This is a genomic window from Desulfomonile tiedjei, assembly GCA_016212925.1.
Lineage (GTDB): Bacteria > Desulfobacterota > Desulfomonilia > Desulfomonilales > Desulfomonilaceae > JACRDF01.
In genome coordinates, this window is sequence record JACRDF010000047.1 from 95753 (window position 1) to 120954 (window position 25202).

Below are 25202 nucleotides of genomic sequence, written 5' to 3' on the forward strand. Positions count from 1 at the left end.
TTTCGCTAGCCTCTCTTTGCCCGTTCATAGGCTTCTTCAAGGGCACGCCGGGTCAGCACGGCCACCATTCTCTTTCGCCATTCCGCGGTTGCTCGCACATCCGTTATGGGCTTAGCTTCTTCGGCAGCCTGATCGCCTCCCTGTTCGATAAGCTCTTTCGTCCATGCTTGGCCCTTCATAAGGCCTTCAGTCTTTGTGGCTCGTAAGGGGACGGGGGCAACCGCGCCAAGGACAATGCCGGCCTCTTTGCAGCCTTTACCATTGAAGACCGCCATGACACCTACTCCAACGGCAGCGATGTCAACTCCGCAGCGGCAGGATATGCGTTTGTAGGACGCCCCTGATTTAGGCGGGGGAGCCGGAACACGTATGGAAGTCATGATCTCCCCGTTCTCCATCACCGTAATTCCCGGTCCCTTGAAAAACTGATTCAAAGGCAGCCGTCGTTCACCTTTGAGGCTTACCAATGTCACTTCCGCTCCCATTGTCATAAGAGGAGGCGCACTGTCGGCAGAAGGCGCTGCATTGCAGAGGTTGCCGGCAACGGTGCCCATATTGCGAACTTCCACGTTCGCCATGGAAAGAATCGCATTGACTAGGGCTGGATAGTAATTGAGGACGTCCGGATGGGACGCGACTTCTGCGAGTCGAGCCGTCGCTCCTATGGTCAGGCCTTCTTTAGCATCAAAACGGACCCCGTTCAGCTCGTCAATTCCCTGAATCCCGATGATCGCCTTGGGCTTAAGACGGCCATGATTCATTTTTACCAGAACATCCGTTCCGCCTGCCAACAGATGAGCGCCCTCTCCCCGGTCCGCGAGCAACTTCAGGGCCGCTTCCAGCGTTGTCGGCGCAAAATATTCGAATTTTGGCATTCTCATCGGTCTACCCCTTCTTCCTCTTCATGCTTTCCGCAGCAACTCCAACGGCTTCCACAATCTGGTTGTATCCTGTGCATCTGCATAGATGCCCGGAAAGGCCGGCCCGAATTTCCTTTTCACTGGGTGAAGGATTGTGGCTCAAAAGATTCAGAGCCGACATCTCCATGCCGGAGGTGCAAAAGCCGCACTGAATAGCCCCGGTTTTGATAAAAGCGTCTTGTATGGGGTGAAGCTCTTCACCCGAGGGGGCTAGCCCTTCGACGGTCCTGACTGCTTTTCCATCCACGGAGACGGCCAAGGTCAAGCATGAGCTGACGGTTCGGCCGTCCACCATGACCGTGCAAGCCCCGCAATCACCGGTGCCGCAGCCGAGTTTGGTCCCGGTCAGGTTAAGGTCTTCGCGAAGCACTTCATTGAGAGTCCGCCAGGGATCGACGGTCAGTGAATATTCGTCTCCATTCACTTTGAATTTGATTTGGTGTTTCATTTCCTTTCACCTCTATCCAAGTACCCTATAGGATGGCTCGATAATTCGTTTCATCGAGCATCATTCAAGGGGTCATTTGTTTGATTCCGAGTCCTGCCGGGCACGGCGTGCCGTGCCCTCTTGAGGTATCCCGCAAAATTCATTGCGCATCACCATATCGGCTCTTGAGAACTCTATGGAGTATTTTTCCGGTTGCGGTTCTTGGCATCTCCTCTTCCACTATGAAGTCAATGCTTTTCGGCCGCTTGTATCCGGCGATTTTGCCTCGCGCAAAGTCGATGATGCTTTGGGCCAAGGCCTCTCCCGCGGCATGTCCCTCATTCAGCACCACAACAGCCTTGATCGCTTCTCCCCATTTGTCGTCCGGTACCCCGATTACTGCGGCGTCCTTTACTGCCTCATGATGCCGGAGCACCCCTTCCACTTCGGAGGGATAAACGTTCTCGCCCCCGGTAATAATCATGTTCGCTTTTCTATCAACCAGCGTGTAATAGCCCTCCTCGTCACGTTTGGCCATGTCGCCCGCGGAAAACCACTCTCCTTCAAAAGCCTCTTTTGTCTTTTCCGGGTCTTTGAAATATTCCTTGAAGACGCAGGGTGCCCGGTAAAACAGTTCCCCGACTTCTCCATCCGGGACCTCATTGCGGTCTTCGTCCAGTAGTCTGATACGATCCGTGCCAAAGATCTCTTTGCCGATCGAGCCTAGCTTGCGCAATTGATCTTCCGGTCTCAGCAGGGTTGCCAATCCTCCTTCGGTGCTGCCGTAAGCCTCCCAAAGCTCCGCATTTTTGAAGTAATCCATAATGGCAAGTTTAAGCTCTTTGCTCGCCGGAGCGGAAGAGATAAGCAGTTGCCGAATGGAAGAAACATCCATCCGTTCCTTAAGATTGCCGGGTAAATCCAGGATCATCCGATAATGGGTAGGAACCAGTGAGGTAAAAGTGATCTGATACCGTTCGATAGCCCTCAGCAAGTCCTCAGGATCAAAGCTCATCCTATTGTAGACAAAAACCGGCGCGGTTACCAGGGTGTAGGGGAAGGAATACTGTATGGAATTTACATGACACATGGGCATGACAAGCATGGCTTTGTCCGTCGGCCGCACACCCATGTTCACATTGCTCAACATGTAATGAGCGAGGTGGCTTTCATGGGTCCGGACCACCCCCTTGGGCCGCCCGGTGGTCCCCGAAGTGTACATGATGTTCCACGTATCATCCCCATCCACTAAGTGGTCCGGCTCATCCGATGAAGATCTTGCCAGCAGCTCTTCATACCCGATGTATCCTTCGGGCGCGGGCCCGTCCCCGAGATAGATATATGCGGATTTAGGGACCTGAAGCCTGTCTTTGATGCGATCTATCATTGCCACAAAGGGCTCTTCGACAATAAACCCCTTGCATTCCGAGTGATTAACAATGTACTCAATTTCGGGTTCAGCCAGACGAAACATTATCGGGACAACCACCTGGCCGCCCTTGGCACAGCCCGCGTAGATGTCCATCCATTCCCCGCGGTTGTAGGAAATGACGGCGAAGTTATCCTTGGAACCGATTCCCAAGTCTTTCAGACCGTTTGCAAAACGGTTGGACCGGTCGTTCCATTCTTCAAAAGTGAATTCCCTGTTGGTGTCCTGCCATCCCAATTTCTTGGGGTAGTTGATGGCATTCAACTTTAAGACAGCACCTACGTGGATCCATTTGCTCCTGTTCATTTCTAAGCCATCCGTGCTAATCATGCTGTTGCCAAATCGGCGGGCACAGCCCCATAGGCGTTAACTTTAGTGCCTAACCTTTTCGTCCCAGAGGGACGAGACGAAAGTAGCCCGGCGATTTAGAAACTGTCTCAAAACTGACAATTTCAACACATGGTCGGTAGGGGCGGTTCGTGAACCGCCCGAAATCAGGGCGCTTCTCGAAGCGCCCCTACGCTGAAATCCGCCCATTTCAGGGTTTTGAGACAGTTTCTTTATGGCCGGGAAAGCGGACAAAAACGACCCGAAGTCCCGGCAGGGACGATTGATTGTCAAGGTTCTGCGAGTATCCGTTCAGCCGTCCCTCCGGGACTGAAAAATCTCTTTTGGGCTGCTCGTTTACCGGCGATAAATCGCCGGCCTACTCTCAAATGTTCCTCCGGAACACTAGGGAGGACGACCTTTAAGTTAACGCCTATGGGGCACAGCCCGCCCTACTTGCGCAGGTAGCTGTCCTCGATCGCTTTCACCAAATTCGTCATGGCGACATAGAAGGGCGTTGCGATGCCCAATTCCCGTGCATATTCGACAACTTTCCCGCCAAGGAAGTCGATTTCCGTGGGTGTTTTTTGTGCGATGTCATAGCACATGGAGTCTTTATGTGCGCCGGCCTTTTCCAGATATCCCATGGCGGTTCGGAGGTATTCCTCTCCGAGGTCATAGCCCTGAGCCTTTGCCACGGCAAGGGCTTCCCTGAAGCAATTGTCGGCTATTTCTCTGGTGGGAGGAAAATCAAGCACCTGTTTCAAAGTTCGGTCAGTGACTGCGCATATGGATGCCATAGTGCATTTCATGATCATTTTCTTCCACACGTAGAGCTTGATATCGTCCACACATTCGGTGTCTAAGCCGCTTTTTGTAAGCAATTCCGCGATTCCCGATCCGAAATTCCTATTTTCCGGGGTCAAACCTCCCAAGTGATTCGGCCGGTTGAAAAAGGCCATTTGGACTTCACTCGGCCCTTTCAACGAGACACCGTAATTCAACGACATCCTGAAAGCTGCATCAGGGCCGAATGCATCGGCAATGACATCTTCGGTCCCCAATCCGTTATGGGTGCTGACGATCTTCGTGCCGTCCGTGAATACTTCCTTCAGCTCCTCCAAAACCCGCGGGAGATGAAACGTTTTTGTGGAAAGAAATATGAGATTTGGATTAAGGTCTTTGACCATTCCAATCCGGTCCACGAACTGATTGACAGGAACTTGGTAGGTCACTTCCCCGGAGATCTTGATTCCATTTTTTTTGAGGTGTTCTCCCAAGCCGGGTCTGGGATCGACAAGTATGGTCTGCGGATCCTGCTTGAGCAAAGCCGCGGCCAAAACCGCGCCCGTCGCTCCAACTCCCACTACGGCAATTCTAAGATCGTCCATGACTCACCTCATCTACTATCTGATACCTGCGTGGTTTCTTGGGAAGCGTCTTCAAACCCTTCTTTCCTTGCCCTCCCAATACTGTTCTCTGATCACCCTCTTGAGGATTTTTCCGGTCGGGCTCTTCGGGAGCTGCTGCAGAAATTCTATAGACCGGGGTTTCTTGTAGCTGGCGATGTTATTCTTGCACAGAGTAATGATTTCTTCTTCAGTGGCCTTCATACCATCCTTCAAGACCACAAAGGCCTTGACTGATTCACCCCAATAATCATCGGGAATTCCAATGACCGCCGCTTCCAACACGGCTTCGTGGGTATAAATGACCTCTTCGATTTCTCGAGGATAAATGTTCTTGCCTCCGCTGATAATCATGTCATGCTTGCGGTCGACTATGTACACGTATCTTTCGTCGTCAAATTTGCCGAAGTCCCCGGTGTAGAGCCAACCGTTCCGGATGGTCTTTGCAGTTTCTTCAGGGAGGTCCCAGTACCCCATGGTCATGGCCTCGCCACGGACCACAATTTCCCCAACCTCTCCGATGGCCACGTCATTTCCAGCGGCATCAACAATTCTTAGTTCATAGTCCACAACGGGCCGTCCCGCAGAAGCCAGCCTGGCCATTTGAGCCTCGGTACCTTGGAGCACATGGTCCTCGGGCCCCAAAGCCGTCGTGCAAGGTCCGGTTTCGGTTTGGCCATACAATTGGAAAAACCGGCACTTGAATCTTTTCATGGCTTTCTTAAGCAATTCCACCGGCATGGGAGAGGCCGCGTACATGAGCAATCTGAAACTGCTCAGATCGTATTTTTCCGGCATATCCACCTGCAGCATGGCGTTAATCATGGTGGGCACAAACTGGCAAGCGGTAATCTTTTCCGCGGAGAGGATGTTGAGAACTTCCAGTGGGTCAAAGCCACCTTCTCTTCTGATGACAATAGTATTGGCCATAAGGATGTGGCGCAAATTATCCGCGAAGGTAATGTGATAAAGAGGGAAAAGGAACAAAGCTCGGTCGTCGTGCCTGAGCCCCAGCTCCAGCGCGCTGGTCATCATATTTATCAAATCGTGACGATGTGTCCTCATCGCTCCCTTGGGTCGCCCTGTTGTGCCCGAGGTCAGGAAGATACTGCCGACATCACCATCCGAAACACCCGCACTCGGTTCCGTGTCTTCCCCTCGTTCAACCAGATCGCCGTATTGCTTGAATTCACTCGATCCGCTGTGCAGCGAAACAGGGAATTCAATGAATTCCAGTTCAGAGGCACTCGACTTCACCATCTCATGGAAATCTTTGTCAAAGATCAGAAAACGGGGCTTGAGGTACTCGAAGATCTGGAGCAATTCCTTCTGCTTGAGAAGATTATTTATGGGGACAAAGATTCCCCCGGACTTGGCACACGCAAAATATAACTCGATGAACTCGGGACAATTGTGCAGGAGTACAGCTACTCTGTCGCCTTTTTTGAGTCCCATCTTCAGCAGGCTGTTGGCGAGGCAATTAACCCGCCGATTCAACTCGGCATAGTTGATTCGCTGATCGCCAAAAACCAAAGCGGTCTTATCCGGATAGTTGAAAGCGGATCTCCGAAGGACATTTCCAACACTCATGAGCATCGCCTCTCGTTCGACTTCAGGTTGACAGGCCACCATCGCCGCGGGTCGATCTACGACGGAATTCGCATGGAATTGCCCCGCCCGCGGCCGAATGCCCCCATTGGTCCGAGATCAATAGTAGTTCGGTGGGAATTTCGATTTCTCGTCTTCCCACAGTACGCCCAGTTTGTCTTTAAAGAAGGGCCCCAGTCGCTTAAACAACTTGGCCCAGTGGGTCTGCCCCTGTTCCAAGCCCTCAAGTATTTCAGCCACAAGTTCAGGCAGGCGATGAAGTTCTTCTTTGGGGAGGAATGAAACCGCTCCCAGTTTTACGGCCAGATTGAGACTCTCAACGTTCACCGCGTGGGCCGTCAACATAGCCGCGGGAAGTTTGTTCGCACGGCAAGCCTCAAGAAGAGCGAATCCGTTTACGCCCATTATGTCCAAGATGACGAGATCAAAGGATTCTGAGCCAATTAGTGCGCGGGCCTCATCAAAACTTTGGGCGGTGACAACCTGAGAGGACGAGAGTACCTCCACCACCGTGTTAAGAATATCAGGCTCGTCGTCCACCATAAGAATCCTTTTTCCCTCGAGTATTTGGCTATTCATTTCATCCTCCCGCTTGCGTTTGGGAAACAGCAAAACGCTTCCACACGAGTAACAGTGAGAATCCGGTTTCTTGCCGGACTTGGCACTAAAATTGTCATGGATTGAGCCCCAGGCTGCGGCTGATAATCAGCTTCATGATCTCGCTTGTACCGGCGAAGATGGACAGGCAACGAACATCCCGATACAGCTTACACACTCGGTATTCTTCCATGTATCCGTAACCGCCGTGTAGCTGAACGGCTTGATAAGCGATCCTGTTTACCATTTCACCCAGCCAATATTTGGCCATGGAGACTTTCTGAACGATATTCTTGCCTGCGATGTGATCCCTTATCAGGGTATCCAAAAAGGTGCGGCCAAGTTGGACCTCAGTGGCCATATCAGCCAACCTGAAGGCGCTGTATTGAAAATTCCCGATGGGTTTGCCGAAAGCCTCGCGTACCTTCACGTAGTTGAGCGCCTCCTTCAGCGCTTCCTCTGCCAGGACCTGGCACTTGATGGAAACCTCCAGCCGCTCCTGCTGGAGCTTCTGCATCATGTACTTGAAGCCGTTGCCCTCTTCTCCAAGCAAGTTAGCGGCAGGAACCCGGCAGTCCTCGAAGAAAAGTTCAGCCGTGTCCTGCATATGGTACCCCATTTTATGCAATTTCCGGCCACGATGAAAACCTGGAGCGTCCTTGTCCACAAGAATGAGGCTGATGCCCCGGTGACCGGCATCCGGATCGGTCTTGACCGCCACTACAATCAGGTCCGCAAAATAACCATTTGTAATAAAGGTCTTTTGTCCGTTGATCACATACGAATCGCCATCTTTTACCGCTCGCGTGCGAATCGCCGCCAGATCGGAACCCGCGTTCGGCTCGGTCAGCCCAATAGCCGTAACCACTTCGCCCGTTGTACACCCTGGAAGCCACCGCTTCTTGATGTCCGGCGACGCGTAAGAATAGATATATGGAGTGGCAACATCACTGTGCAGGGGAACTTCGACGCCGAATGCGTTTCCCCGCAATAACTCCTCATTAATAATGACCGAATACTCGAATCCTAGTCCCAATCCCCCGTATTCCTCAGGAAGCCAGGGACACAAATAGCCTTGCTCCCCCATTCTGAGCCATATACTCCGCGGTACGGCACGCTGCTCCTCCCATTCAGAAACATGCGGGGTGATTTCTCCGGCCACAAATCTTCTGAAAGCGTCTCGGAAAATCTGGTGCTCTTCAGTGTTAAACATCGTCTCATCCATTCAATCAACCTCTTCGGTCCAGTGCTTTCGCACTACCTTCATTACATAAGCCCGCTTGGCAGATAGGTAGCCAGTTCTGGGAATATGAACAACAATATCATGCATATGATCATGGATATCAGGAACGGGTACACTCCGCTGTAAATGAGGCTCAATGATTCCTTGGTGATATTCTTCACCACAAATACGCAGATGGCAACAGGAGGGATCACGGACCCGATACATACGGTGCAGGCCACCATAATGGCCGCCCATAAGGGGTCATAGCCTAATTTTAATATTACGGGGTAGAGAATGGGGGTGGCTAGAATCATGAACGCCAGATCATCAATAAAGGAGCCACCCAGAAGATAAACCACCAAAATGATCACCATTATCGCAGTTCGGTGCAACGGAAGCCCCATGATCCAGTCCGCGGATACCTGAGGTATATTGGTGACGGCGATAAAATGCCCCAGTACGGCTGAGAACGCGATGAGCAGGAGGACCATGCACGCGGTACGCAGTGCTTCCCGGAGTGACCGGGCGTATCCTTCGAATCCGATATCTCTCTTCACAACACATAGAATCAGAACGGCAAACGCGCCGATACTTCCCGCTTCAGTCGGCGTAAAAAAGCCGTTCATAAGCCCGCTTATCAAGAGGATAAAAATAACTATAGGCCACACCACGGCAGGAAGGGACTTCCACCGCTCCGGCCACGAAAACTTCTCACTTCTTGGCCCGAGATTCGGGTTGATCTTACACCACCCCAAAATCACGAAAATGAAAAATGAAGACATGAGGAGGCCCGGCAAAATCCCGGCCATGAAAAGCTTCCCGATCGACTGTTGCGTGAGAATACCAAATACTATGAGTGTTATGCTCGGCGGGAGAAGGACCCCAAGGGTTCCGACCGTGGCGACTATTCCGGTGGAAAGTTTCTTGCTGTAGCCGTACCGTGACATCTCCGGAACGGCAACGCTGGCAAACGTAGCCGAAGTGGCCACTACAGAGCCGCAGATTGCCTTGAACACCGTGGCGCCCATCACCGTGGCTACAGCCAGTCCGCCGGGGATGTGTCCCAGGAATTTGTGGTTCGCGTCGTACAACCTTTTTGCAATGCCTGCATTAAATGCAATCTGCCCCATGAGGACAAACAGGGGTATTGCGGTCAACCCGTAAGAAGCCAAAGAATCGAAAAAATCATTCGCCAGAAGCGAGAGAGCCGGATCAAATCCGTTGAGAACGGCAAATCCCAGGAAACCGATGATTCCCATCGCAAAGGCCAGCTCGATCCCGGTTAAGAACAGTGCCAAGAGGACGAGCAGAGAAAGCAATCCAAAGACTACCTCATTCATGTTCCTCTCCAGAAATTGCCTTGGAAATGCCCGAGAGAAGGACAAGGCACTCCACAAAACAGCAAAAGGACAGCCCGAACGCGACAGGATAATAAGGGACCTGCAAGGTGAGGGAGACCTCCCCGGTCATGTAAAGGTCACTCCCTTTCTCAAAAAGGCCCCAGGTCAGTAAGGCAAAAATTCCAACACCGAGAAGTCTGTTGAAAATCTCAACTGCACGTTTCTTTTTGTCGGAAATCGACTGAGTTATGATGTCCACGTTTACGTGAGCGCCGTCCAGACTGGTCTGTGCGAGGGCAAACCCGGTGACCAGGGCCCCGGCAAAGGACATCAACTCGTATGTTCCTGTGATGGGCCTTCCCAGGTAACGCAAAATCACATCAAGGGCTGTAAGCAGCATCATAAGGGTGAGGAGCGCTGCCCCCATCACGTTCAGGGCGTTGCCGGATACCCTGGTAATGCGAAGAAATCCTTGCATTCTCTCTTTCTCCTCTGCTGCCAACGATACGCCCGGAGAGCCCCAAGTACTGATACTCCGGGGCAATCTCCGGGCTTTTTCCGGCTACTTCTTGTACTGTTTGAAAGACTCAGTGATGAACTTCACCGCTTCGTCCCCGGGCAGCCCCTTTGCCTTCATGTCATTGACATAGGCTTCAACCAGGGGCTTGGAGCCAGTCTCGTACCAGCGAGCCTCTTCTTCGGGAGTCAGCGAGGCTATTTCAACTCCTCTCTTTGTCAGCCAGTCTTTGCCTTCGGCGTCTATCTCGGTCCACATCTTGCCGTATTTCTCGATGTATTCCTGGCTCATTTCGTCGATAATCTTCTGGACATCGGGCGGGAGCGAAGCAAACTTCTTCTTGTTCATCGCAATCACAAAGGCTGCAGAATAAGCCGTCCCCAGGTTCTCGGTCGTGTATTTTATGTGTTCTCCTGTCCGGAACCCTTTCAATGCTTCATAACTGGACAGACACCCATCAACGACTCCCTTTGACAAGGCGTCATAGACCTCGGGCATGGGCATGGCAACGGCCGCGCCTCCGACTAAGCCGACAAATTTGGCATTCGAACCGTAACAGCGTAGCTTCAGCCCCTTAATATCTTCGAGCTTTTTGACAGGCTTTGTTTTTGTGTGAACCAACCCATAGGGCATGGCATGGAACCACAGTACCTTCACATCGTCGAATTCCTTTGGTTTGAATTTCGCATAGACTTCATTAGCTATCTTGGTAGGGCCGGCTCCCGGCGGAAAACCTATGGGTAGGTCCAAGACCTGAGAAAAAGGAAACCGCCCCATTGAATAGCCCAAAACATGGTTGCTCACATCGGCGATCCCCTTAACCACCGCATCGTAGGATTGCGCCGCGGGGACGAGGGTTCCGCCGGCATGATAGCTAACCTTCACCTTGCCGGCTGTCCGCTTCTCCAGCTCCTTACCCCACTCCTGCAAAAGGACATCTTGCTGATGTCCCACGGGAAACCAGTTGGTGACCTTCAGTGTCGTTGCCTTTTCCTCAGCCAAACTGACGGTGGTGGCCGAGCAGGCAACCAAAAAAACCAAAAGCGCCAAAACATGGATACCAAGTGAGCGTTTCATGATTCCTCCCTCGTTTATCAGTCGCTTTTTGTTACATGGCGATGTTATTGCCATGATGGGGAATGCCTTTCGGAGGCAGGTTGTGTGAAAGCGCCGCTTTTTCCGGAAGGGAAGATTACGGCTCGACCATCCAAGAAAAGCGGGAAACAATGCAGTGGAGGCAAAGCCTCGGAACGAGGAACTTCGCGCCATCGTGGCACGATCCGAATCTTCTCCCGAGCTTTATACCGGTTGCCAGAAGTAATGTCCGTTTGGCCACGAGATGATCAGTCTGGTTCGATCTCGTTCCCAGGCTGAGCCTGGGAATGCCTGCCGTCCGGGCTCCAGCCCGGACACATAGAAACTGGCTCAAAAGCGACGATTTCACCGCGCCATAGGTAGGGGCGGTTCGTGAACCGCCCGAAGTCAGGGCGCTTCCCGAAGCGCTCCTACGAGGGAACGCGTTCATTTTAGAGGTTTGAGACAGTTTCCATATCCTGGGTGCTTCCTTATAGCGCCTTAGGGGAGGCAGAGCCTCCCGGTACGCGTTCCCAGGCTGAGCCTAGGAACGAGGGATGAAGTCCTCCAGCCCGATTCTCCTATTTGGGTAAATCGTCCGGAGAGTCCCAATCCTTCATGTGATGCATCCACGGGGCCCGGTTTACGAACACATCGTGGGCCAGAGGAACCGGCGGATGGGACTTCCACTTGGGATCGAACTCATTTTTTACCTTGAGCAGAAACTCATGGTAGTTAGGCCCGTACTTCGGCCCCGTGAGATAGAGCGGTTGATGCGGACCCAGCAGGGAGGTATAGAAACGGTTCTTTATGTTCATCTTGGACGTGTCTACATAGAATTGGTCAACCTTGTCCGTGTCGTCGTCGAGGTCCCAGTAGACCAGAAACTCGGAGTAGCCCTGGTGGCCCAGTTCAAAGCTCTGGAACCAGCCGGGATCGCCGTAATCAGGCATCAGCGGCGGGGTGTATTTCTTCTTCACCTCTGCATACGCGGGGCCGTGGTCCGGTGACTGACTTAGAGTTTCAATGACATAGTCAACCGACACATACCCACCGCACATGAGCCACATACCGGCCGAGTCTGCATTCTTGATCCAGGACTCGTCCGAAGGCTTGGTCCGGCGTGCTTCACCGCCCACTTCACTCATGATGTCCATCAGGACACGTTCGTCGTATTCCATCTGTTCTTCCGAGGTATAACCAATGAGGAGGACCCGGACGATAAAGAAATTGGCGACGGTCTCCTCGTTTTCCTTGCTCCAGATGTCCCAAAACTCTTCTTTGCACTCCGCCTTGGCGATGGCGCGCCAGAACAGGGGGACTTTGGTGACCGCGCCGCCAATCTCGGCATGGCCGATTTCCCTCATAGCCTTAACCTGGGCGTCCTTTGACGGCACGATGAAGTTGATCCACTTTATCCGCTTCTCCGGGAGGGCCAGAGCGGTATTCGGCGAAATGCCCGTGGGTTCGAGGCGTTCGGGCTGGAAGGGAAGGGTCTTGATGGCCATTCTGGTGACAATCCCGAGGCAGCCGCGCAGGCCGGTATATCCTCTCAACAGTCCTCTAAGGTCCGGTCCGGGGCTTTCACCCCAGAAGGGATCATCGCTGTTAGCCAGAGAGCCCATCCTGAGGAGTTCACCGTCCGGCATAACCACTTCAGTCCCGAGGATGCGCCTATGGGGAAGCCCGATCCGATGGCTCAAAGGAGACCAACCGTCGCCGATCAGATTTGCAATGGCCGAAGCTTGCGCTCCGCCTCCGCCGATCACCACATACGCCCCATGTTTCATGCACTCTTCCTGGATGGGCGAGTAGATCATGCCGGGGCCTACTTCCACGTAGAAGTGCTTCTCATCGAGCACGAAATCGTTCATGCGTTTAAGGTCGATCAGCAGAGCGTCTTCCACGTGGGGATGCGAGCGTGGCCCATAAAAGCCCGTGCTGTAAGGCACGTACGGGATGTCGTTGCGATAGCAAACCTTGACGATCCTCTGAACATCCTCCGTCTTTTTGGGCATGATCACGCATCCCGGGACCTTGGTCATGACCCGTTCATATCCCAGGCCGTTTTCGTATCCTCCGGGGCCGCTTCTGTAACCCTCGCAGATCACCGGATCGTCGGAAATATATTCCGGGCCTACAATTGCCTCTAATGCTTTATAGATTTCCTTGGATATCGCCATGATTGATCTCCCTCCGCTAACCTTGAATGGATGCGCAGATTACTTCCGAAATATCCAGCACCTGCACATCACCGCGGCCGGCTTTAACGGCCTGGGCGAAATTGTTCTTGCACCAGGGGCAGGAGGACACCAGCGTCTCCGCGCCGATCTCCCTGACCTCCTCAAGCCGATGCGAGGCCGCCCACTTCGCGAAATCCGGATATGTTTCCTGGACTCCTCGACCCGCGCCGCAACAGAAGGCATTTTCTCTGGTCCTCGGCATTTCTATGAGGTTCACGCCGGGGATGGCCTTGAGGATGTCTCTGGGCTGGGCGTATAGCCCGTGGGTTCCACGCCTTCTCTTGAGCCTCGGTTCCACACATCCCATCCACTGGCGCTTTCCTTCGTACGGAGTCCAAGGATCGCTCAAGCGGCTCAAGCTGCATGAATCGTGATAGGTCAGCCGCGTTTCAAAGGGCTTTTTCATTTTCAGGGCGCCGTCCTTGATCTTCGCGTCCACATACTCCACGAGATGCACGACTTCGAACCCCAGATCGCTGGTAGAGATATTGAGCAGTTTGGGATAGTCCACCTTCCACATGCGGTAACCTTCGGCGCAACTGAGAAGAAGAGTTTTAGCTCCGGTCTTCCGAACTTCATCCACGTTGCGTTGCGCCAAGGCCTTGGCTTCATCGAACAAGCCTGCGGAAAAGAGCGTGTTGCCGCAGCACCATTCGTCCGGCATGAGCATGAATTTGGTTCCCGCGGCCGTGAGGATCTTAGCGGTGGACTGGGCGATTTCCTTGTTCACATAAGAAGCGGTGCAACCCACAAAGTACAGTAAGTCGGCCTTCTTAGCAGGGGTGATTCCCTGAGGGAGCCATGCGGTGCGTTTCTCGTGCGGTGCGCCGTACATATTGTGTTTCTTGGCTATGTTCTCGGCGATTTTCTTGTGCGCGGGTAAAGGCCCGACGCCGTCTTTAACTGCCTTGACCCTTAGCGACTCCAGCGTCAGCCCGATTTCCAGGTCGAGGTTACGTTTGCACCCCACGTCGCAGGCGCCGCACAATGTGCAGGCGTAAATGACCTCCAGGGCCTTTTCGTTCCAGTCCAGCAGCCCTTCGGCCATAGCATGTCCGATTCGCATCTTTCCGTATGCGCCGTACGCGTCAAACTCATATTTGGTCGCGCTGGGGCAACGTGTCATGAACTTCGCACCGGGCATGTACGTGTGATCGACCCAGGTGCAGCCTTTGCATTTGATGCAGCGGCTCATGTCGTATACGAAATTCTCTATATCGGTGATATCGAGCTTGAAGTCCGATTTGGGCTTGTAATATCTGATAGGTTCATCGGCCATGGTCGTTCCCTCCTCAGAAGCACAGGTTTGAAGGATTCATAATATTGTTCGGATCGAAAACCTTCTTCAGCCGCTTGAGATTTGCCGCGTACGAAGCGGCTTTTTCGTACACAATGGGCGCCAGATCGCCGTAAGGTCTGGTAAAAACCGCCCCATCTTTGAGAAGCTCAGCCGCGGCCTCCTTGTAGAGCGCACGAATGGTTGCCTTCTCGGCCTCGTTCGCAGGATCGTAGAAGAAGGTGAACTCCGGCCTGCACGCCCGGTTGTGCTCAATCGGCTGAATGTAAATGCCGATATCACTGGCTGGATAGCCGTATCGAGTTGCGATCTCTTTGACCTTGGTAACGAAATGCTGCGCCTTGCCAGGCCGTGTGTGGAAAAATAGGCCCTGGCAAGCTCCTTTGACCTGATTCTTCCAGTGGGGAACATCCGCAGGCCAGGGGTTGCGGAGGATCGGCAGGAGCTTGTTCCGCAGGCCGGGGAAGCCGGGAAGGTTCTCGCCCAGCCTGAGATTCGAGAACTCGTCCCTTAATACCTGAGCAAGGAAGTTCTCTTCATAAGCGATCTTCTCTTCAGGGCGTCTCAGAAGTCCGCTGATCACCAGGATCAGAGTCCAGGGCGGCAATGCGGTTTTCAGTTTGTCAAAATCCGCGGGCCATTCCTGTGCAAGGATCGCGGCCAGATCTACCTGGTTCAGGAGCACGACCTCCTGGCCGATTCTTCGCGGCAGGATGCGATGTAGGAAATCCATCGCATAATCGAGATCGTCAATCCGCGCGAAGAGGACTTTATCCATCTTCGGGATGAATTCCATCTTCAGGTTCGTCCAGGTGACCACGCCCATAGTCCCCTGTGCGCACTGAAAAAACCTATAAAAATCAAGACCCGGACCCGAAGGATTCCCGCCCTTTGATGGAGAGTCGGGGTACCCGTTGACGCTGGCCGAACCCATTCTGAAAACCTCGCCGGTTGGCCACACCACTTCCATGGCCTGGAGAGGCTCGCCGTAATCGTACACCTGGTTGGTCGGCTCTTCCCGCTCCATGAAATCGGTTAGGACCGAACGCTCGGCAGGAGGCGTCAGAGGCATAATCACTCTGAAGCCCTTTTTCTTTAGCTCGTTGGTGAGCTTGTCCCAGGTGACACCGGCCTCGAACCTTACCCGACGGTTGTCAGGGTCGATTTCCAGGATCTTGTCCATCCTGGACATGTCGAGGACCAGGCCGCCTTCTTTGGGAATGGTCGCTCCGTAGAAATGGACCTTGGAGCTGCACGGCACAACCGGGATGTTGTTTTCGTTGCAGATTTTGACGATCTCCGAGACTTCCTCGGACGTCGCGGGCTTCGCAACGTAATTAGGAGCCCCGGCAGGGTAATAGCTGAAATCGGTCGCGTAGGCTTGCAGTTTAGCAGGGTCATCGGAGAAGTTTTTAGCGCCTACGACTTTGGATAATTTCGATTTAGCGTCCACGGTTGACCTCCGTTTCTCTAGGGTTTCGCCTATAATTCTTCGTAGCGCCGGCATCCTGCCGGTGAAGCTGGTTCACCGCCGAGAGCGCTGAGTTCGCAGAGAAGATGCGCAGAGAAAATGCTCGGTGTGTCCCGCGCAGAACGCTGGACGCACCGAACACTCCGCGTTCTCCGCGATCTCTGCGGTGAATGATCTTTTGTCTTCCTGCTCCGCGAACTGTGCTCTCTGCGGTAAATGTCTTCTCTTCCTCTTCATGGGCCGAGGCCCTTAAGATCTAATTTACTTACACGCTGATAGTTAACATGTTAACTATTTCTTCCAGATTTACCGACCGGCGAGAACTTTGTCAAGTTTTTTTCTTGGGAGTGTTTCAAAAAAAAACGGAGGGCGGGGTGTGAGTCTTCGGGCAGCTCTCGTCATTCCGGCGAACGCCGGAATCCAGTTCTGCTTAAGCGGGATTCAATCCCGCGTTTCGCGCGGAACTTCTGGGTCTGATCCTGTCCGCTCGCTCTTACTGTTCCGCGTCCTGTTGCCGCGACTCGTAAGCAAAATAGTCCAGATAATTTGGATAGATAGTTGCAAAACGCCAAAGGACCACGTCAACCACCGACACCCGGTCTCCAACAATTCTGGCGATGTCTTCACACAGGTCCCGCGGATTGCTGTAACCGGTGGCGGCTGCTGTCCTTTTCAAATGCCTATCTGGCTTAACTTCATCGAGACCAATGTTCTTTGCTAAATGATAAGATGTCGCGGGTCCCATAAAAGGTAATTGCTGAATGAAGTCAACACCGTGATGTCCGACAAAATTCTTGAAGGCTGGGAATCCCTTCTTCGTGATCCGTTCTGCAATCGTTGTAATCGCCTTCAACTTTCTGTCATTGGCGAATATGGTCGACGCCTCCTGCCTGCACACTTCGGCGTTATCAGCTATGAGGCTTGCACTTCGCCACCAGTAGAACGCCTGGGAAATCGGCTCGAATTTTCTTCGGATAACGGTCTCCCGCATCCCTGCCGACAATACCACCCAAGCTGATTCCCTCAAGAAATCGGTTTCAGTTACTTCCGAGAAGCAAATCCGAGCCTGCCATTCGATCTCCCATTCAAAACCCTGCTCAATGACTGCGTCTTTCAGAAGGAGATAGGTTTCCGCGAGCTTGGTTAAATGTTGGGGCGTACGGTCCAACGGTTGCACAGAGAAATCCTTTCTAAGCAGCTAGTGCCGAAGGTGAATTCAGTTCAGCTAAGATGAACCATCTCCGCTACCTGGGCTCCCCTGACCTGACGCGCCCATCAGCCGCTTATGGGCGTCTCGCTCTTCGGCATAAATATGACGGTATTTTAATGGGTTATCTAATGTTGAGTTAAGGTTCGAACCTTCCGCGAAACGGACCCCCTAAGAGCTACCGCAGCTAGACGATGCTGTCAAGGATAGGATGATTTTTCCGCACCCTCGCTTCCCGTTGACTGGCCTTCAAAGGAATCAAGGGCCGTTTCCCAGATTCCTTTCTTTTTCGGCTTCATGAAACTTATTGCTAGCTTCTCGGGACAATCGTTTCTTAATGGATCTTAATGACTCATGAGGGTTATTGTCCAGGCATTTGCTGTATGCCACCTTCCTGAGATGGGCCTGCTTAAGCCTTGCGAATTTCCGATTCCTGATTGTGGGTAGATCCGCACTGTCCAGGTATGCCTCCTGCAGACTGCAGAATGTTTCCAGGCTCACTGGTTCATTACCCTCCAATGTCGTTGCGATTTGGTGTCTGATACGCGAATACCTCTGGACTGCTTCCCGGTGCCTTGCTGACACGTGTGCAGGGTGCCACGCGAGACGGGTCACTGTAATTGAAAGAGTCAGAGCAGCCCAAAACGCCAACATCCATTTGAAATTGTCTGCAGACATGCCGACGGTACGGTGCAGGAAGTCCTCGCAGACGACCGATAGAGACAACAAGAAAACTGATGATACCAGAGCGCCAACATCGAGCCCAACATCCCAGCGGTGGTACCACTCTGCTTCCATGCTGTGCATTGAGGCCATTTGGTTGGCACGCCTCTTGAGATCCCTCAACTCCGCCGAGCAATCCTGAACTGCTTCATTCATCTCCGAAATGCCCCTGCCACACGGTCAAATCCATTTTGGCGTCGGCTGACGCGAGCCGTTTACCCATGCGGCCCAAGAAAGCGGCAACACGTTGTCTCTCTGTGCTGTCTGCTGCCCCCAAATAATCGTCGACATGTAAGGATTGGCGCGTACTGTCCGATATTGGTCGGGATACGTTCTCTGCTGCATATTCAAAAAGATGTTTGAGCATCTCTTGATATGATCTAGTCCCGCTGTAATCCCTAAAGGCATTTAGGGCTAAAGACTCTATGTGATACCCCGTCAGCTGAGCGTTGGAAGGCATGGATTGCTGGATCGCCTTGAAAAGCTTTATCACCGGAACGACTTGTCCGCCGCAATTCATATTGACCTCTGTCAGTTTCTTGGCAAAGGTAAGGGGCCTCACGACGTTGCTCCAATTGTTCCCTTCTGGGTCCGGAACACGTAATCCCGTCGCGGTGCGTAACGATGGCAAAAGCTGGATTTGCGTGCCATCTGAGTAAGACACCGTCACCGCCATACTTCCTACATGAATATCCGTATCAGGTAACCGTTCCTTAATCCTTTCCGCAAAATAACTGAGCAAGTCATTTGGTGAGTAGTCCTCAAGTTCGGTGCCCTTAACGTTTACCAGTATATCTACGTCGCTGAAGCCATTAACGTATGTATGTTTCGAGACCGAACCTCCAAATTTCAGTTCCACAAAGTCTTCAATTTCAGCCGACAACTTCTGTTTAAGTGTTTCTACGTGTCGATTGATAGCTTCCGAGTCGCGGCGGTTGTATTCGGAGAGCTTTTCTTTCAGGAATTGATTCAACTCCTGAGTATACTCTGTCTCCCTTACCTGTTGCTCAACCTGAGACCCGGCACTTGGCCTACTCCCACTTGATTTGCCGCCGCCTCCTCCCATCTTCTGCCTCCTACTTATGAATTCCTATTTCCTCAAGAATTCCCACGAACCTCCCTGGAAAGGGATCTATTCGTTCAAGCGTCCTGAGGTCATAGGTCGAAGCGAAGCGTTGCATGTCGCCCTGGAGTTTTCGCAAGAACTCCAGATTTTCCAAGCGATAGGTAGTTTGGAGTTCCTTCGTGGCTTTAGTGAGTTCCCAATCTATTAAGGCAGCCTGAGCCATATACCTGCCTAAACCGGATCTAAAGGAGTAGCGAAGCCAAGCCAGCCCATCAAAGATATCCGCTCCGCAAAGAAAATAAAGAACGCTCCTGAGAGGATCAAGGCTACCAAAGACATGTATTGGCATTTCCGACCCTTGGCCAATCAACAGCATGCGTAAACCAAGAATGGTCGTACACCTTTCCACAAGCGAAGCCCCCAACTCTTGTTCGACAGCCCCAAGGACGCTGAACTTCACAATAGCAGAAATGTGCTGCCGCACCGCTTCAAGATTTATCACTTCTCCAGAAGTCTCGGGTTTGAGCAAGAAGTCAACGGCATAATTGTTGTTGGCTTCGAGCAGCCCGTTTGCCCTAGTAATCTGTTCAGTCAAAGACTTATACTCGTTATCGTCATAAGTGACTACAACGAGGTCCGATCTGGGTTTCAGTTCACTCAACACTTTCGAATAATGTTCAGGGTCCCATGCAGTGGTTTTCAGAGTACTGTGGTATGCTTCCCCGTCTGCCTCATACAATTCTTTCTTTTCGTACCCACCGCTGTCTATGAAAAGCAGATCGGAAGCGTATATATCTCTCCTTCGGACAATGGCGCGATAACAGAGATCATAAGCACTAATCAAAGAACATTCCGTGATCTCATCGCTCACTTTCCCAAAGATGTCGGCTAAGTCACTGTCAGTGAACCCCTTGCTGCTAAAGGATGGAACCAAGATAGGAGTTTCGATGCCGTATGGCATGATCTTGCGATTTCGGCAAATGTCAGTGATTGAGACCATTGGCTAACCTATCCTTACATGACGGACAGACACCGCACGGATGTTTCGGGCCAATCTCGCAACTAAAAGTCATTTCAAGCGGAATCTTTTCGGCGTGGCAAAAGGACAATATCTCCGTTTTTGTGAGGTCTACAAACGGAGCCTGCAATTGCAGCACCCCCTGAAAATAGCCATCCAATAGAGATTGAAGGTGCTGAATAAAGACTCTTGAGCAATCAAAGTAAGGCGTTCCCGTGTGAATGCCTAGTCCTATTGAGGTGTACTGATGTCCGTGAGCTGCGGCGGCTGCGAGCACAAGAAGGGCATTTCGACACGCAAATTCATACTCAACCCTTCGTACGGGTACCGGCAAATTCTGAAGCCCTACCTCGATCCCATAGTATGCCGCAACAGCCTTGACTGCTCTTTGCTCTGCCGCCGCTGTAGGCTGACCGTAATCGTAGTGAAGTCCTCGAACTGCGTAATCTCTGAGCAGGAAATAATGGAGAAGAGCAGTCGAATCTATCCCTCCTCCCATCAGAATCAGGATATTTCTTGCCATAGTCTCTTCTCCCCGTTTAGCGAGGATTGGTTCTCAAGCTGCGTCTACCTCCTACAATGCGATCCGTTTCATCCGCACAGTAGTTTCTTGAGGCTCGTGACCGCTCCCAGCAGCCCAAGTATCCCAAAAGACAAAAAGATCCATCTGAAGCAATCTGAATAGCTGAAATGCTTCTCCCAAACGGATTTTCCACCCTTGGTCTCTTTTCTTTTGATCTGGGTTTCGTGCTCTTCTCGGTTAAATATCTTTGCTATATGAGGTACATTTTCCGAATCGGCATATTCAGTTTGATTTTCGAAGAATTTCAGGGCCGCTTCCGCACCGCGAACAAGCTCTTTATTTCTTTTGTCCAGCTTCCAGAATACAAAAGAGATCAGAGGCAGAAAAATGCCTACTAAGAAACCTAACCATGGCGATTGATAGTCTTTGTGAAATGTCGTGACAAGTGCTGTTGACAATAGAGCAGAAATCACAATATAGAAATTGAAAGTCGTCAATCGCTGTGCGGCGTGGACCTGGAAATAGTTCCATGCCTGATTACGCAGAAACTCTTCCCCTGGACCGTCTTCACACATCTCAGCCTTCCTCCAATGAAAGGGCTCTCGCCAAAGAGCGGGACTAATTGGGTAAAGTTATTCCGGCGTGGATCTGATGTCTTCCCCCCTAAACTTGCCTAAGTTGTTGATCAGACTAAAATACCTTATGGACACTTGTTTACTGCAACGAGTGGGAGGAGTCAAGGAAAAGCTCTGGCAGCGAGTAAAGAAAGAGATCGTTCACCGCAGAGAGGTAGGGTTCGCAGTTAGGAAGAAGATCATTCACCGCAGAGTGCGCTGAGTTCGCAGAGAAGATGCCCAGAGAAGATGCTCGTTGCGTCCCGCGCGGAACGCGGGACCGTGCCCCTACCAGTCCGCGCTCTCCGCGACCTCTGCGGTGAACTTCTTTGTATTTTATTTTCCTTTGAACACTGGAGGCCTTTTCTCAAAAAAGGCCCTTGGACCTTCCTTTGCATCCTCGGATTGAAAAACAGGATCTGCCAAGAATTGCTCCAACCGCATTCCCTCGGAAAGGGGAAGATCCATCCCCCTGTAAACGGCCTCTTTGGCAGCCTTTACGGCAAGGGGGGCATTCCGGCAGATCCGTTCAGCCAGTTTCGTGGCTTCGGGGAGCAATTGATCAGGAGCCACAACCCTGTTGACAAGCCCGATCCGATAAGCCTCCTGAGCATCGATCCTTTCTCCGGCGAGGATCATCTCCAGGCTCTTGCCTAGAGGGACAAGCCTGGGAAGCCTTTGGGTCCCACCGGCCACCGGTATGATCCCACGGCTAACTTCGGTGAATCCAAAGGTAGCAGTTTCGGAAGCTATTCTGATGTCACAGGCCAGGGCGATTTCCAGGCCACCTGCCAAACAATACCCATTGATCGCGGCTATGATGGGCTTCCATATCTCAAGGTTGCGCGTGATCCCTCCCAGCCCCGGTTCCGTTTCGGCCTTTGCCTTCCGCTGGTCCGCAGTTGTGCTGCTATAGTACTTGGCCAAGCCCCTGATGTCTGCTCCTGCGCAAAAAGCCTTGCCACCGGCCCCAGTGATAATGGCTACCCAGAGTTCGGGATCGTCGCGAAAATCGATCCAGGCCTTGTTCAGTGAAGCCAAAGTCTCCGCATCGAGAGCGTTCATGGCCAGCGGTCGATTGATTGTAAGGATCGCTATTCTCTCCGTTGTCTCAAACTTGACTGGCATGGTAGTTGGCATCCTTTCCGGTCGGCCTTCACACATTCCACAAGAAAGGCGTCAAGTCCCGTCTTGGCTCATGTGAGAGTCTCGTGATCGCCGACGATAGCCTAACATAAACCAAGCATAGACCTGACGTCTTCCTCGCAGCAAAACCGCCTAAGTGGTTGATCAGACTAAAATACCTTATGGACACTTGATTACTGTAATGGGTGGGAGGAGTCAAGAAAAAGCTCTGGCAGCGAGCGAAGAAAGAAGAGATCATTCACCGCAGAGTGCGCTGAGTTCGCAGAGAAGATGGCCAGAGAAGATGCCCGATTCGCACGGCGTGCGCAACGGACACTCCGCCTTCTCCGCGCCTGCCCCGGACCGCGATCCGGGGACCTCTGCGGTGAACTGATTTTTCGAGTTTCTTGGCAGGCGGCCATCCTCCACCCGTGACTGAGTGCCTGCGAAGACGATCAAGGCAGCAGGTTCATGTAGCTTCATCCTTCCCATTGTCTCGGTAATGCCAAGCCCTTTTCGGGTGAGGACTAATCCGGAAGAAATCGTTGACGGGACGGTCTGGGGTCAGGTACGCTCAAAAAGATGATAGAAGGGATTTTTCAGTAACGTGACGAAAGGAGATCACTATGCGTTGCGATCTGCACCACACTCACCTGTTTGCCTCAGATCTCGATGAGAGCATTAAATTCTATCGCGATATGTTCGGTGCCGAAGTGGTTTTCGACACCGAGGTTGCAGGTGCACGGAACATCATGCTGCGCATTGGAACCGGTCACCTCAACTTTTACGATCAGCCGCCTAAGGATTCGGGCCGCGGTGCTGTTCACCATCTCGGCATCCGTACCGATAACCTCAAAGAACTTGTCGCCCATATGGAGGCCAAGGGATTCCATTTCCGAAAGCCCATAACAGATCTCGGAGCGCTGAAGTACGTCATGGCTGAGGGACCCGATAGAGTATTGTTTGAGTTGTTTGAGACCCAGGCACTGTAGCTGTATGGCAAAGAAAAAGATCACTCACCGCAGAGAGCGCCGAGTTCGCAGAGTAAGGGCACGGCATGCCGTGCCCCTACAACTCCGCGATCTCTGCGGTGAAGCTCTTGTGCATTTCTTGAACCAGCGCCCACCCGAAACGTGCGCAGGAGCGAGGTCTAGAAGCATCCTCGGAATTACTGTCGGAATCGAATCGCACTGCGCAAAACAAGCGGGCAGTAGCATGCCGGTCGATCGGACGGTGCTTCCAGGACGCGGTCCGTTCATTCTCCGCCTGCAAACCGGCAAAACGCGGCTGTTCAATTTCCCTTGCCGATCATTTAGAATCGACCGGCCTATCTATGCCGGCATCGGCCTTGCTCCCAAGCGCGTCGAATGCCTTGGCTGCCTCAGCATCGATTGCTTTGAATCGGGCATCCTCCTGTTTCTGCTGAGCTTGTCGGATCCTCCATTCCTTTTCCAGCTCCAATCGAGAGGAACTGTCGCTGGCGTGAACATAGACCGGTGTCAGCAGGGCCAGGATTACACCGAGGGCAATAATCTTTTTCATCGTCTTCCTCCTTTTCTGGGAGATCATCGTTGTTCTCGTTGCATGCGACTTGGAACTCGACACATTGGGTGCCTTCAGAGGCATCATGAAATCCCGTCGCGCCAAATCACGAATGCACGTAGACTGTATAAAAAGGTGTTGAAACCACCACGGAACAGGAATGGTTCTCAAATCCGGAGGATGATCGTACAGAGAAATTTAACGGGGTGATCGAGTTTCACGTGTGAGTACATGGGTGAAACAACTAGGCTCGAAGAAGCGGTAAGCGAAGCTGCCGTTCCCGGTAAAGCAAGGACCCGGCTCAAATTCCCACCCAATAAATCCTGCTTAACATCAGAGCTATTCAAGGAAGCTAGCCGCTGTGGGCACGGCCCGCAATGAGAATCCGCTCCACTTACCTGCACTGCCGAGAAGCAGGACGGATGAGGATTCGCGGCTGAAGACCCATTGTCGTGATGATTCGTGTCACAGCAGCAACACGGTGGCATTACCAAAGCAATGAGAGCTATAGGAAGACCCACGCATATAACGATTTGCCGAAGTCTTTCAGGAGCCATCATCCACATTGTCGTTGCGTCTCCACTTCACTAGGGTCTTCTCATACATTGGAACCCGCGGTGTTTATGTCAAGTGCAGTACGGTAATTGTTCAGTTCTTCATCCAGTTCCCTGATTTTAGGACTTTGAGACTTGCCCCGCGTCCAAATCCTGCAAACCACAGGGCAGATTCACCCAAACAGCCTAACGTCCGTGATGCCCACCGCCATGATGTCCGGGCGCTCCGACAAAAGGTTCAGGCTCTTGAATTCGTTGCTGAGCCGGACGCTTCCTTGTCCTTTCTACAGAGCGATCTTTCGATGGGGTGGCTTCCGGACTTGCTTCCGGGGCAGGGGTTGTGTTTTCGCCAAGGGTTGAAGCCCCGCCGGCGCCGGGCTGCACTCCGCCTTCCGCATCCTTCTTGGCCGCGCGGGCTACTTCATGAAGCTGCACGATCCACTTGCCGTCATATTCAGTAGCAAATTTTCCTGCTTCCGCTTTGTCGCCGAACGGTATCAGCTCATAACCCATGAGCCCTTTCACCTCACTGCCGAGCACGAGAAAGGCAGTGGGAAGCTCTATCATCTTCTTGGTCGCGAAATCCGTCACGTACTGTCGAGCAATATCTGAAACATCGATGTTGTATTTTTGTGGAACAGAGTTGTACACGAACAGACATCGCGCCCCGTCGAATCCCACGACATGCCCGTCTTTGAAGACCGCGGCGGCAACGCCGTGGAACCCGACCACACGACCATCCTTGAAGTTAACAGCGACACCTTGCTGGTCCTTGCCGCCAACCTGCATCCCGCAAACCGGACACTTTTGCGAGATATCCACTTTGGAGCCATCAGGCAGTTGCAGAAATTCTTCAGCCTGGGATCTCAGAGGAGACATCGCGACTACCGCAGCCATCAATATAACGGCCATCCATAATAGAGCACCCCTGTGCCTTGCAGACATT

Annotated in this window: 24 protein-coding genes; 2 read left to right on the forward strand and 22 right to left on the reverse strand. The window is 52.4% G+C overall.

Annotation, left to right across the window (positions count from 1 at the left end; translation table 11 throughout):
* Positions 1 to 5: 5 nt before the first annotated feature.
* From HY913_19365 to HY913_19455, 19 genes are all read right to left on the reverse strand, one after another.
* Positions 6 to 881, reverse strand: coding sequence for a xanthine dehydrogenase family protein subunit M (locus tag HY913_19365; GenBank protein ID MBI4965445.1), 876 nt, complete (start codon positions 879 to 881; stop codon positions 6 to 8).
* A 4-nt stretch (positions 882 to 885) separates the two neighbouring features.
* Positions 886 to 1368 (reverse strand): (2Fe-2S)-binding protein, encoded by a 483-nt coding sequence (locus HY913_19370; protein MBI4965446.1) that lies wholly within the window; start codon positions 1366 to 1368, stop codon positions 886 to 888.
* A gap of 139 nt (positions 1369 to 1507) precedes the next feature.
* On the reverse strand, positions 1508 to 3082 hold the full coding sequence (locus tag HY913_19375; protein ID MBI4965447.1) for an AMP-binding protein: 1575 nt from the start codon (positions 3080 to 3082) through the stop codon (positions 1508 to 1510).
* A gap of 473 nt (positions 3083 to 3555) precedes the next feature.
* Complete coding sequence (locus tag HY913_19380) at positions 3556 to 4494, reverse strand: 2-dehydropantoate 2-reductase (protein ID MBI4965448.1); 939 nt, start codon at positions 4492 to 4494, stop codon at positions 3556 to 3558.
* A gap of 51 nt (positions 4495 to 4545) precedes the next feature.
* Positions 4546 to 6102, reverse strand: a complete 1557-nt coding sequence (locus HY913_19385; protein ID MBI4965449.1) for a long-chain-fatty-acid--CoA ligase — start codon at positions 6100 to 6102, stop codon at positions 4546 to 4548.
* 117 nt (positions 6103 to 6219) lie between these two features.
* On the reverse strand, positions 6220 to 6699 hold the full coding sequence (locus HY913_19390; protein ID MBI4965450.1) for a response regulator: 480 nt from the start codon (positions 6697 to 6699) through the stop codon (positions 6220 to 6222).
* A 94-nt stretch (positions 6700 to 6793) separates the two neighbouring features.
* On the reverse strand, positions 6794 to 7942 hold the full coding sequence (locus tag HY913_19395) for an acyl-CoA dehydrogenase family protein (GenBank protein MBI4965451.1): 1149 nt from the start codon (positions 7940 to 7942) through the stop codon (positions 6794 to 6796).
* 41 nt (positions 7943 to 7983) lie between these two features.
* On the reverse strand, positions 7984 to 9282 hold the full coding sequence (locus HY913_19400) for a TRAP transporter large permease (GenBank protein ID MBI4965452.1): 1299 nt from the start codon (positions 9280 to 9282) through the stop codon (positions 7984 to 7986).
* Complete coding sequence (locus HY913_19405; GenBank protein MBI4965453.1) at positions 9275 to 9760, reverse strand: TRAP transporter small permease; 486 nt, start codon at positions 9758 to 9760, stop codon at positions 9275 to 9277. Before HY913_19405 ends, HY913_19400 begins: the two co-directional genes overlap by 8 nt.
* A gap of 84 nt (positions 9761 to 9844) precedes the next feature.
* On the reverse strand, positions 9845 to 10876 hold the full coding sequence (locus HY913_19410) for a TRAP transporter substrate-binding protein (protein ID MBI4965454.1): 1032 nt from the start codon (positions 10874 to 10876) through the stop codon (positions 9845 to 9847).
* 578 nt (positions 10877 to 11454) lie between these two features.
* The gene (locus HY913_19415; GenBank protein MBI4965455.1) at positions 11455 to 13056 is read right to left on the reverse strand and encodes an FAD-binding oxidoreductase; all 1602 of its coding nucleotides are present in this window, start codon (positions 13054 to 13056) and stop codon (positions 11455 to 11457) included.
* A 16-nt stretch (positions 13057 to 13072) separates the two neighbouring features.
* On the reverse strand, positions 13073 to 14395 hold the full coding sequence (locus tag HY913_19420) for a (Fe-S)-binding protein (protein ID MBI4965456.1): 1323 nt from the start codon (positions 14393 to 14395) through the stop codon (positions 13073 to 13075).
* A gap of 13 nt (positions 14396 to 14408) precedes the next feature.
* A complete protein-coding gene (locus HY913_19425; protein ID MBI4965457.1) occupies positions 14409 to 15866 on the reverse strand; it encodes an FAD-binding oxidoreductase in 1458 nt (485 codons plus the stop codon).
* A 511-nt stretch (positions 15867 to 16377) separates the two neighbouring features.
* Positions 16378 to 17061 (reverse strand): hypothetical protein, encoded by a 684-nt coding sequence (locus HY913_19430; protein ID MBI4965458.1) that lies wholly within the window; start codon positions 17059 to 17061, stop codon positions 16378 to 16380.
* Positions 17062 to 17349: 288 nt separating this feature from the next.
* Complete coding sequence (locus HY913_19435; GenBank protein MBI4965459.1) at positions 17350 to 17970, reverse strand: hypothetical protein; 621 nt, start codon at positions 17968 to 17970, stop codon at positions 17350 to 17352.
* Positions 17963 to 18880 (reverse strand): nucleotidyltransferase, encoded by a 918-nt coding sequence (locus HY913_19440; GenBank protein ID MBI4965460.1) that lies wholly within the window; start codon positions 18878 to 18880, stop codon positions 17963 to 17965. The genes HY913_19435 and HY913_19440 overlap by 8 nt, the downstream gene beginning before the upstream one ends.
* Positions 18881 to 18890: 10 nt before the next feature.
* Positions 18891 to 19880, reverse strand: a complete 990-nt coding sequence (locus HY913_19445; GenBank protein ID MBI4965461.1) for a hypothetical protein — start codon at positions 19878 to 19880, stop codon at positions 18891 to 18893.
* Positions 19864 to 20421, reverse strand: coding sequence for a 7-cyano-7-deazaguanine synthase (locus tag HY913_19450; protein MBI4965462.1), 558 nt, complete (start codon positions 20419 to 20421; stop codon positions 19864 to 19866). The genes HY913_19445 and HY913_19450 overlap by 17 nt, the downstream gene beginning before the upstream one ends.
* A 68-nt stretch (positions 20422 to 20489) precedes the next feature.
* Positions 20490 to 20996 carry an ABC transporter ATP-binding protein gene (locus HY913_19455; protein MBI4965463.1) on the reverse strand — a complete coding sequence of 169 codons (507 nt, stop codon included), beginning with the start codon at positions 20994 to 20996 and terminating at the stop codon, positions 20490 to 20492.
* Between the two features lie 76 nt (positions 20997 to 21072).
* Between HY913_19455 and HY913_19460 the strand changes: the two genes are divergently transcribed.
* Positions 21073 to 21258, forward strand: a complete 186-nt coding sequence (locus tag HY913_19460) for a hypothetical protein (GenBank protein ID MBI4965464.1) — start codon at positions 21073 to 21075, stop codon at positions 21256 to 21258.
* Between the two features lie 113 nt (positions 21259 to 21371).
* On the opposite strand, the gene HY913_19465 is transcribed toward HY913_19460, so the two are convergent.
* Positions 21372 to 22163, reverse strand: a complete 792-nt coding sequence (locus HY913_19465) for an enoyl-CoA hydratase/isomerase family protein (protein MBI4965465.1) — start codon at positions 22161 to 22163, stop codon at positions 21372 to 21374.
* Between the two features lie 623 nt (positions 22164 to 22786).
* Between HY913_19465 and HY913_19470 the strand changes: the two genes are divergently transcribed.
* Positions 22787 to 23152 (forward strand): VOC family protein, encoded by a 366-nt coding sequence (locus tag HY913_19470; protein MBI4965466.1) that lies wholly within the window; start codon positions 22787 to 22789, stop codon positions 23150 to 23152.
* Positions 23153 to 23468: 316 nt separating this feature from the next.
* Here the strand turns inward: HY913_19470 and HY913_19475 are convergent, their stop codons facing one another.
* Together HY913_19475 and HY913_19480 are read right to left on the reverse strand one after the other, a co-directional pair.
* Entirely contained in the window at positions 23469 to 23702 is a 234-nt protein-coding gene (locus HY913_19475; protein MBI4965467.1) for a hypothetical protein, read from the reverse strand.
* Between the two features lie 740 nt (positions 23703 to 24442).
* Positions 24443 to 25201, reverse strand: coding sequence for a nitrous oxide reductase accessory protein NosL (locus HY913_19480; protein ID MBI4965468.1), 759 nt, complete (start codon positions 25199 to 25201; stop codon positions 24443 to 24445).
* Position 25202 lies beyond the last annotated feature (1 nt).